Below are 10,401 nucleotides of genomic sequence, written 5' to 3'. Positions count from 1 at the left end.
GGCTGAAGGAGCACGCCTGGAAAGTGTGTATACGGCAACGTATCGAGGGTTCGAATCCCTCCCTCACCGCCAAATTTAAAGAACCCCTGCTTACGAGCAGGGGTTTTTGCGTTTTAGCGCCCAGCTACACCTAATAAAAAAACAGCTAATAAAATACAGCCAATAAAAAAGCCCAGCATAATGACTGGGCTTTTTTGTCTTTCATCTCTTCGTCTTACTTAATCTTCGTATTTCCCACACGGCACATCAGCCAATAAATTTGGTCACGAAGTTACTGATATTCGCCACGCTAGATACTGCCATCACCAACACAATCACGGCACCAATCACGGTCAGGTAAATTGGGTGCTGATAGTTGCCGACGATATCTTTACGCCGTGTGGCGGCCAGTACCATCCCTAATACGATTGGCAGGATAATGCTGTTAACCAGACCGGCCAGCATCAGCAGCAGGATAGGCATGTTCATGGTGACGGTGCCAAGGCTGGTCAGCGCAATGAAGGCGATACACCACATTTTTTCATGGCGGGCGACCACCGGGAACAGGGTCTTAATCAGAGAGATGGCCATGTAGGAGTTGCCGACTACGGAGGTAATCGAGGCAACAAACAGTACCAGACCGAAGATGAAATAACCGATTTGCCCAGCACCTTGACGGAAGGCATCGGCTGCTGGGTTGGCTTTGTCTAATACTGCGCCGGTGGCAATCACACCGAAGATGGCCAAGAACAGCAAGATTCGGATCACCACAGCAATCGAGATGCCTGCCCATGCTGCTTTTTTGATAGACGGAATGTTTTCCTGCCCCTGCAGGCCGATATCCACGAGACGTTGTGCGCCAGTGTAATATCCACCTACCGCGCCACCGACAATGGTTAAGGTGGGCAGCAATAAATTCCCCAGATCGCCCGGCATCACGGCTGCGGTGAGCGTTTCACCCATTGGCGGTAAGCTGGTCATGGCCACATAGGCAATCAGCACAATCATGAACAGGCCAAGGTAGCGCGCCATCTGATCCATGCGTTTGGAGGCATTGTGCACCACAAACAGCAGGCAGCCGACCACCCCAGTAAACAGTGCGCCCCAAGTGGTATCAATGCCGGTTAAGACATTAATCCCCAGCGCCGCGCCGCTGACATTGCCGAAGTTAAAGGCCACCGCACCTAACGCCAGTAAGGTGCCGACGACATAACCCATCCCCGGAGCAACGCGATTCGCGATATCTTGGATGCGTAGGCCCGATACGCCGACAATGCGCCATAAATTCATCACAATACCGAAGGTGATAAACATAGAGGCCAGCACAGGGAAAGCCATGTCCACTTTGTAGATATTGGTAAAAACGGCGGTTTGGGTCAAAAAGCCAGGACCTACAGAGGTGGTTGCCATCAAAAAGGCGACGCTTAAAACGGCTTTCTGTTGCCAAGTGCGGGGAGTTGTCGCAGCGGGTGCGTTAGATGAAGTTATCAAAGTCATGCCGGTCTCAAAAATGTGGTCTCTCTCTTTATAGAAAAAAGAAAGACAACTGACCGGGATCAGCTGAGCTTGGTGACTCGATAATAGTATTACAATATTATTTATTTAAAACAACGAGTTACCAGTTGGTGCCCGTTGGATTGGCGCGAATACTAATCGTAAAAGCGAAGTGAGTCAACCGATATCCACAATTTTAGATCGCCGCCTCAAACGCGCATAAAACCTCAGCGGTGGCGCTGAACTTGAGAGGCCGAAATTAGTCATTGCCAGCGCAATTGGGTACCATCGCGCATATCTTTTTATTTTCCCTTGGTATTTTGTTAGCGCACTCAGCGGATAGAGCGACCTATGCAGAAGAAAATCACGATGGCCGAGATCTCAAAGCAGCTCGGGATCTCAAAAATGACCGTGTCACGCTACTTTAACGGCGGTTATGTGGCCGAAGAAACACGGCAAAAAATCGATGCAGTGGTCAAAGCGAATCACTATACCCCGAATAAATTTGCCCAATCGATGCGCTGCCAATCTAACATTATCGGTTTTATTGCGCCGCGTATTGAGTCTTATACCACCAGTCAGGTCATCAAAGGTGCCTTGGCGGCCGCGAGCGATCTGCAGGCACGTTTGCTGTTCCATGCAACCGGTTTTGATCATGACTCCGAGCGTCAGGCGGTGAGCGAATTCACCAATTTGAATGCGTTGGGGACAATTCTGATTGCCTCGAAGCACAGCGTGACCGAACCGTTTTACCAGAGTCTGCACAACCTGATTTTTATCGGTAAACAGATCCCCGACCAATGCTGTTTGTATTACCCCGAAGAGGCCGCGCTGCATGCCTTGGTCACGCAAGTGATCGGGCAATTAGCGCAGCAGCAAGCGCCGGTTAGTGCGGTTCACTATGTGTATGATGCGCGGATGCTGTCGAGCCGCACTCAGTATATGCAGCAACTGCTGTCGCAAGATTACGCGCATCTGCCTCTCACGTTGCAAAGCTTGGCCAATTCCGAAGATAAAGCGGCGTACCAAAGTCTGCGTTTGCAACCGCACCGGCTCTATTTTTGTTCCACCGACAACATTGCGATGCGCCTGTATCGTTGCGCCAAAGAGCAAAAATTGAGTATTGGCCGCGATATCTGGATTGTGGGGATCGGTGACTATGAATACAGCGATCTGTTAGTGCCGAGTTTGAGCAGTGTGGCCTTTAATCACTACGAAATTGGTTATCAATCCGTCAAAAAGCTGGTTGAGCGTGACTTCAGTGCGCTCGAAGGTGCCTTCGAATTAAAAATCAGGGAAAGCTCTCAGTTTAGATAAAAAATTTTTGTGCCTCGGTTGGTTAACATTTACTCTGTGTGTTATCGATAACACATGGTGTGAATGACAACACTAAGGCTCAGGGATGCAACAGTCAACTCACTCTCCAATTGCTGCCAATAGCGCCAACCAAACTCAGCCAGAGGGCGTGGTATGGTGGAAAAAAGCCACCGCTTACCAAATCTATCCGCGCAGTTTTTATGACTCCAATAATGACGGAATAGGGGATATCCCCGGCATTATTGCCAAGCTTGATTACCTCGCGGCGCTGGGCGTGGACTTGGTTTGGATCTGCCCGTTCTATCAATCCCCGAATGACGATAACGGCTATGACATCAGTGACTACCAAGCTATCCATCCAGATTTTGGGACGCTGGAGGATGTTGATGCCCTGATTGCCGCGGCGCACCAGCGTGGGATCCGCATTATTTTGGACTTGGTCATCAATCACACCAGTGATGAGCATCCATGGTTTATCGAATCACGGCAAAGCCGCACGAGTCCGAAGCGTGATTGGTATATCTGGCGTGATGGCACCGAGCCGAGCCGCGATAAGCCAACGTCTGAGCCCAATAACTGGGAAAGCATCTTCCACGGTAGCGCTTGGGAATACGATGAACAGACTGCGCAATACTATTTGCACCTGTTCTCGAAAAAACAGCCGGATCTGAATTGGCAAAATCCTGAGGTGAAACAGGCTTTATTTCGGATGATCCACTGGTGGGTAGTACGTGGCATTGATGGTTTTCGAGTCGATGCCATCAGTCATATCCAAAAAGAGCCGGGGTTGCCGTCATTACCTAATCCAAATGGCGAGCGTTATGTCTCTTCTTTTCCTTACCATATGAATGTTGCGGGCATTGAAGCGCCGCTGGCGGAGCTGCGCGAGCAGGCGTTTGCCCCATTCGATATTGTCACGGTGGGTGAAGCCAATGGCGTGGCCGCCGAAGAGGCACTGAGCTGGGTTGCGGAGGAAACCGCTGAGCAACCGGCAGGCGTCTTCAACATGATTTTTCAGTTTGAACACATGAAGTTGTGGGCGGAAGAAGAGTCACGGGAAACGTTTGATTTGGTGAATTTCAAGCGCATTTTGTCACGCTGGCAAAATGCCTTGGAAGGGAAGGGCTGGAACGCCTTGTATCTGGAAAATCACGATCAAGCGCGCAGCATCAATACCTTTGCGGATGCCGATAACTGGTACGCCAGTGCCACAGCGTTAGCGACCTGTTATTTCTTGATGAAAGGCACGCCGTTTATCTATCAAGGCCAAGAGATTGGCATGGTGAATCATCGTTTTGCATCGCTGGATGATTTTCAGGATGTCTCGGCCCGTAATCTGATGACTAAGCTCAGGCAAAAAGGCAAAACCGATGCGCAAATTTTGGCGTTGTTGAACCAAGTCTCACGCGATCATAGCCGTTTGCCGATGCAGTGGAATGACCACGCCTTTGCTGGTTTTTCAGCCGTACAACCGTGGATCACCGTAAACCCCAATTATCAGCACATTAATGTGGCGCAGCAACAAGCTGACCCCAATTCAGTATGGCATTTCTATCGCCGCTTGATTGCGCTGCGCAAAGCCAACCCAAGTTTAATCACGGGCCGTTACCAGCTGTTATTAGAAAACGACCCGCAAATCTATGCCTACCAGCGTGTTGCCGATGACGCCATTTGCACCATCATCACCAATTTAAGTGCCCGTGATGCGCAGGTGGATTTGGATATCGCGGCGCTAGGCGAGTGTGTGCTGCATAACCAGCAAACCCGTGATGGCGGTGCAGCGCTCACTGCCAGCGAATGTGTATCACCGTTTTTGGCAGCATCGTTTTTAGCAGCACCGTATTCGGCTTACGTATTCATCCAAAAAAATACGCAATAACTTTCTACTATGCGTGTAACGCTACGATGCGTGTAACGCGCATGCTCACTCAAGGAACGGATTATGAGTAAATTGTTGTCGTTTGATTTTTGGCAGCGATTCGGGAAATCCCTTATCGTGGTGATTGCGGTAATGCCTGCCGCAGGGTTGATGATTTCACTGGGTAAAGTGGTTGGCATGTATGCCGGTGGCATAGGTTTTATTGAAACCTTTGGCAGTATCATGGAAAACCTCGGTTGGGGCGTGATCGTTAACCTGAACTTGCTGTTTGCCGTGGCGATTGGCGGTTCATGGGCCAAGGAGCGCGCAGGAGGCGCATTCGCAGCGATTATTGCTTTTGTGTTGATCAACCGCACGACCGGTGTCATTTTCGGTGTTGATAACGCCATGCTGGGCGATCCGCAGGCGACCGTACTGAGCTTGTTTGGTAATCCTCTGCCCGTATCGCAGTTTTTCACCAGCATTTTAGGCTCGCCAGCGCTCAATATGGGCGTGTTTATCGGTATTATCTCCGGCTATTTGGGCGCGACATTATTTAACCGTTATCACGATTTTGCGCGTCTACCAGAAGCATTGGCATTCTTTAACGGTAAGCGATTTGTGCCGTTTGTGGTGATTTTCTATTCGGTGCTGATTGCGGTGGCATTAGCGGCGATTTGGCCGCTGATCCAAGGCGCGCTGAACAGCTTCGGCCAGTGGATTGCAACCTCAAAAGATACCGCGCCGGTGATTGCGCCGTTTGTCTACGGCACCTTGGAGCGTTTGCTGCTGCCATTTGGTTTGCACCACACTCTGACTATTCCGATGAACTATACCGAGCTCGGTGGCACGTATCAGCTGTTAACCGGTGCCAGTGCGGGCTCGAATGTGTACGGTCAAGATCCTCTGTGGTTGGCCTGGGTGAGTGACCTGAATAACCTGAAACTGTCAGATCCTGCAACTTACCAGCGTTTGTTGGAAACCGTACACCCAGCGCGTTTTAAAGTCGGTCAGGTGATTATTGCGGCGTCTTCGTTGATTGGTATCGGTCTGGCGATGTACCACAGTGTCGATCGTGAGAAACGCAGTCAGTACAAGCCAATGTTCTTGTCGGCCTGTTTGGCGGTGTTACTGACCGGTGTTACTGAGCCTATCGAGTTCATGTTTATGTTTGTCGCGCCGGTACTGTATGTCGTGCATGCGCTGCTGACTGGTATCGTGTTTGCGCTGGCAGACTTCATGGATTTGCGCGTGCATGCCTTTGGTCTGATTGAGTTGCTGACTCGGGTGCCGATGATGGTGTCGGCGGGTATTGGTCGTGACTTGATCAACTTTGTGCTGGTTTGCGTGCTGTTCTTTGGCGTTAACTACGGCCTGTTCCGCATCTTAATCACCAAATTTAATCTGCCAACACCGGGGCGTGCAGGGAACTACATTGATGATAAGAGCGATGACATGTCGCAAGACGACAAGCTGGAGATCATCCTGCAGAACTTGGGCGGTCGCAGCAACATCAGTGAAATCGATGCCTGCATGACGCGCTTACGGATCACGGTGAAAGATCCAACCTTAGTCAGTGAGTTTACCGCTTGGCAGCCAACGGGCGCCGTCGGGTTGGTGATCAAAGACCAAGGGGTGCAAGCGATTTATGGCCCGGGTGTGGATGTCATCAAATCCGGCTTGGTACAGAAGTTCGCGGCCGCGTAAGTCCGAATTACTGTTATAGATCGATTATCACCGATAAATGCCGTCATCGGCGGCATTTATCGGGCATACCAAGTCAAGATCTACCCGCGAATGCCGAGCATTCATTCTTCACGTATTGAGCTACAACATGAAGTTACTGACATTAAACACCCACAGTTGGCAAGAAGATGAGCCGCTGGCTAAGTTAGACATCTTAGCCAAGGCGATCATCGAACAAGATTGCGATGTGGTGGCGTTACAAGAAATCAATCAGCACCAAACTAGCGGGCATTTGCAGCGAGATCTGCTGCCGAACTCAACCGCGGCGCAAGCGCATGCCTATAATTTGCGGAACCTGCAAATCCGAGTGGGCAATTATGCCTATCTCTTGCAGCAAAAGCTGCGTGAGTACGGTCAGCGCTATCAACTGACGTGGGATTTTGTACATCAAAGCTATGCAGTGTACGAAGAAGGGCTGGCCTTTTTAAGCCGACTGCCAATTTTGCAGCATGAAGTGATCGACTTAAATGATGACTACAATGAGCAAAATTGGAAGCATCGACGCGCAGTGCGCATTCGCGTGCACCACGCCGGACAAGAGATCGATCTGTTTAATTGCCACTGTGGCTGGTGGGATGATATCGAGTCACCTTTCCAGCAGCATATCGATCGGATTGCGAGCAAAGTGACTCCTCGCTTGAGCTTCTTTCTTGGCGATTTTAACAATCCGGCGCACCTTTCCCAGCAAGGCTATGATTATGTTCAGCAACAAGGGTGGTGGGATTGCTATGTGCTGGCGGAGCAAAAGGATGCGGGCATTACGGTAGTGAAGAAAATCGATGGCTGGGAAGATAACACCCAGAGCCTGCGCTTAGATTTTATCTTTGCCAATCTACCGGTGAGAGTCCAACGTAGCCAAACCCTGTTCACCGGTGATTGTTATCCGGTGATCTCGGATCATTTCGGTGTCTTCACTGAGCTTGATTTAGGTACGCCGGAGTTAAATTAAGTCTCAAGGTTATCTCACCACTGGCGGCGTGCTTTTGGGGTTGCCGGTGGTGAGTGCTCAGCTGTATTAGCTCAATCTTTGTGCGTGAGCAGCTCGCTTATCTTTTTCCTTTTCCTTCTACCTCGTTCCTTCTCTTGCTTTCTTGCTCGCTGCATTTCGACATGGCCTGACGGTAGTGATTCTTTCCATACCGATTGCGCGTAATTTCTACTCAATCACACGCCAGCAATCTGCGCGACAAAACCGCTCAACAAAACAGGTCGACAAAATAGAAAGTTCTCTTTTTTTATAGTGAAAAATTTTATAATTAAAACTGCAGCCAGTATCGAAGTAATAATGGCATTTTTTCTATATGCTGCTCGGTTCAAAAGCATTTTTACAGACCAGTGTCAGGCGCACGGGTGATTCACGGGGTACATTTTCATGCTGACAACCTCCAGTCTGACATGCCAACGTGGCGAGCGAGTCTTACTGCACGATTTGCAGTTCTCCGCCAGCACGGGTGAAATGGTACAAATTGAGGGGCCAAACGGTGCCGGCAAAACCACGTTGCTGCGTATTTTGGCTGGTTTAGCGCTACCCGATACCGGTGAAGTGCTATGGCAGGGCGAGCCAATTCGCCACCAGCGCGAACGTTATCAAGAAAGCTTGCTGTATTTGGGACATCATCCGGGGTTGAAACGGGTGCTGACCGCTTATGAAAATCTGGCGTTCTATCAGCAAGTGTCAGGTGGGCAGTGTGACGACAACGCATTGTGGGATGCGCTGGCGCACGTGGATCTCGAAGGTTTTGAAGATGTGCCGGTGGCCCAGCTTTCCGCAGGTCAGCAGCGCCGTGTAGCGCTAGCGCGCTTGTGGCTTAGCCAACATCCACTTTGGATCCTCGATGAACCATTGACCGCGATTGATAAATCCGGTGTTGCCAAATTGCTGGGATTATTTGAACGACATATTTCCAGTGGTGGGATTATTATCCTTACAACGCATCAGGATTTAAATTACCCCAATATGCGCCATTTTCGGCTCGGCAATATGGAATAAGATGCAATGCTATTGGCAATAATTAAACGTGAGCTGAAAATTGCGTTTCGAAATTCAACGGAAATTGTTAATCCGCTGCTGTTTTTTGTGATTGTGATTACCTTGTTTCCATTGAGTATTGGCCCTGAACCCAAATTATTGGAGCGGATTGCGCCTGGTATTATCTGGGTTGCCGCGCTCTTATCTTCTTTACTCTCTTTAGAGCGCTTATTTAAGGATGATTATCTAGATGGTTCGCTAGAGCAGTTGATGCTACTGCCTGTGCCGTTACCTTTGATTGTCTGTGCTAAAGTCATCTCTCATTGGCTGTTGACCGGCCTGCCGCTATTGATTTTATCACCGCTTATTGCAGTATTACTGTCGCTTAAACCTGAGGTCTGGTTGACCATGGCCACCACGTTGCTGTTGGGAACGCCAACCTTGAGTTTCATTGGCGCCATTGGCGCGGCGTTAACCGTGGGGTTACGCAAGGGCGGGGTACTGCTGAGTTTGCTGATTTTGCCGCTGTTTATCCCCGTGTTGATTTTTGCCACCGCTACGCTGGATGCGTCAATTATGGGCATGCCACTGAGCGGCTATTTGGCCATTTTAGGCGCCATGCTCATGGGCAGCCTCACCTTATCGCCGTTTGCTGCCGCCGCCGCGCTGCGCATTAGTGTGCAATAAACGTGGTCTACCCGAGATTCTGGGCAAAATAACTCAAAAGGGTAATGGGTTGGATAAGTACCCGCGCGGAAAATAGGGCTTTAAACAATCACTGTGAACTATCTAGTGAAATACAGAGAAAAGAATAGCCGAAATTGCTAGAACAGAGACAATTAGCAGACGCCAAACAATACCGTAACGTGGTGTAACTTTTATGACGCAATTACAATACGGCCACGACGTAAGTACAGCACAGCTCTGTTGAACCGCTATTTATTGCGCACTCCTGTCGAATGCGTTGATGGCGAGTGCGGATAATAAGAAAACAGTTTCACAAGACAATAAGAGAGATCCAATTATGTGGAAATGGCTACATCAGTACGCAGCACCGGAGCGGCTGTATCAGCTTTGCGGCCGGTTGCTCCCGTTCAGCGGAGTTCTGGCGGTGGTACTGCTGGTGACCGGTCTGGTGTGGGGATTTGTCTTTGCACCGGCAGACTATCAACAGGGTGATAGCTACCGGATCATGTATCTGCACGTCCCCGCAGCCATTTGGTCGATGGGTATTTACGCTTCAATGGCGATTGCCGCGTTTATTGGGCTGGTTTGGCAAATCAAGATGTCTGATCTGGCCAGTGCCGCGATGGCGCCAGTGGGAGCGGTGTTTACTTTTATCGCGTTAGCAACCGGCTCGGCATGGGGTAAGCCTATGTGGGGCGCGTGGTGGGTGTGGGATGCTCGTCTGACCTCAGAGCTGATTTTATTGTTCTTATATCTGGGCGCGATTGCTCTGTATAACGCCTTTGACGACCGCCGTCTGGCTGGGCGCGCGGCCAGCATTTTAATTCTGGTTGGCGTCGTGAACCTACCGATCATCCATTTTTCTGTTGAGTGGTGGAATACCCTGCATCAGGGGTCAACCAACATGCAACAAAGCATCGCACCAAGTATGCGCACGCCACTGCGGCTGAGTATTTTTGGTTTTCTGTTCTTCTTCATTACCTTGACGATGATGCGTCTGCGTAACTTGATCCTGGCTCAGGAGCGTCATCGCCCGTGGGTCAATAATCTGGCTTTACGCGGCGCGGCAACACCATCGTCTGTGGTGTCCGGTAAGGGAAATAAAGCATGACGGCATTTTTTGATTCATGGGATGCCTTTCTGGCCATGGGCGGTTACGCCTTTTATGTCTGGTTGGCCGTAGGTATTACCTTCATTTCCTTGCTGGGAATTTGTGTCCATACCCGTTGGACTCACTCTCAGTTGTTGGCCGACATCCGGCGTCAGGAAGCACGGGCACAGCGCGTGCAGAAAATAAAACAACAAAAAGCCTCAGACCATGTTGTGAGTCATAAGGAGAGTCAAGAATGAC

Annotated in this window: 9 protein-coding genes; 8 read left to right on the top strand and 1 reads right to left on the bottom strand. The window is 50.0% G+C overall.

Going from position 1 to position 10,401, the window contains the following annotated elements:
* Positions 1–246 precede the first annotated feature (246 nt).
* Positions 247–1,476, bottom strand: coding sequence for an NRAMP family divalent metal transporter (locus L975_RS09735; protein WP_036768474.1), 1,230 nt, complete (start codon positions 1,474–1,476; stop codon positions 247–249).
* 348 nt (positions 1,477–1,824) lie between these two features.
* Between L975_RS09735 and L975_RS09730 the strand changes: the two genes are divergently transcribed.
* From L975_RS09730 to ccmD, 8 genes are all read left to right on the top strand, one after another.
* Complete coding sequence (locus L975_RS09730; RefSeq protein ID WP_047708379.1) at positions 1,825–2,790, top strand: LacI family DNA-binding transcriptional regulator; 966 nt, start codon at positions 1,825–1,827, stop codon at positions 2,788–2,790.
* A gap of 85 nt (positions 2,791–2,875) precedes the next feature.
* On the top strand, positions 2,876–4,669 hold the full coding sequence (locus L975_RS09725; protein ID WP_052181384.1) for an alpha-glucosidase: 1,794 nt from the start codon (positions 2,876–2,878) through the stop codon (positions 4,667–4,669).
* A 63-nt stretch (positions 4,670–4,732) separates the two neighbouring features.
* Positions 4,733–6,355, top strand: a complete 1,623-nt coding sequence (locus L975_RS09720; protein ID WP_047708377.1) for a PTS transporter subunit IIBC — start codon at positions 4,733–4,735, stop codon at positions 6,353–6,355.
* Positions 6,356–6,482: 127 nt separating this feature from the next.
* Entirely contained in the window at positions 6,483–7,343 is an 861-nt protein-coding gene (locus tag L975_RS09715) for an endonuclease/exonuclease/phosphatase family protein (RefSeq protein WP_047708375.1), read from the top strand.
* A 423-nt stretch (positions 7,344–7,766) separates the two neighbouring features.
* On the top strand, positions 7,767–8,384 hold the full coding sequence (gene ccmA, locus L975_RS09710) for a cytochrome c biogenesis heme-transporting ATPase CcmA (protein ID WP_047708373.1): 618 nt from the start codon (positions 7,767–7,769) through the stop codon (positions 8,382–8,384).
* 6 nt (positions 8,385–8,390) lie between these two features.
* Positions 8,391–9,050, top strand: a complete 660-nt coding sequence (gene ccmB / locus L975_RS09705) for a heme exporter protein CcmB (RefSeq protein ID WP_047708371.1) — start codon at positions 8,391–8,393, stop codon at positions 9,048–9,050.
* Between the two features lie 337 nt (positions 9,051–9,387).
* Positions 9,388–10,161 (top strand): heme ABC transporter permease, encoded by a 774-nt coding sequence (locus L975_RS09700; protein ID WP_052181383.1) that lies wholly within the window; start codon positions 9,388–9,390, stop codon positions 10,159–10,161.
* Entirely contained in the window at positions 10,158–10,400 is a 243-nt protein-coding gene (gene ccmD / locus L975_RS09695; protein ID WP_010861707.1) for a heme exporter protein CcmD, read from the top strand. The genes L975_RS09700 and ccmD overlap by 4 nt, the downstream gene beginning before the upstream one ends.
* Position 10,401: the final 1 nt, after the last annotated feature.

It is taken from the genome of Plesiomonas sp. ZOR0011 (genome assembly GCF_000800945.1).
GTDB lineage: Bacteria > Pseudomonadota > Gammaproteobacteria > Enterobacterales > CAMTGL01 > Plesiomonas > Plesiomonas shigelloides.
The sequence above is the reverse complement of the archived record's forward strand: the minus strand, read 5'-3'. Positions and strand labels throughout refer to the sequence as shown.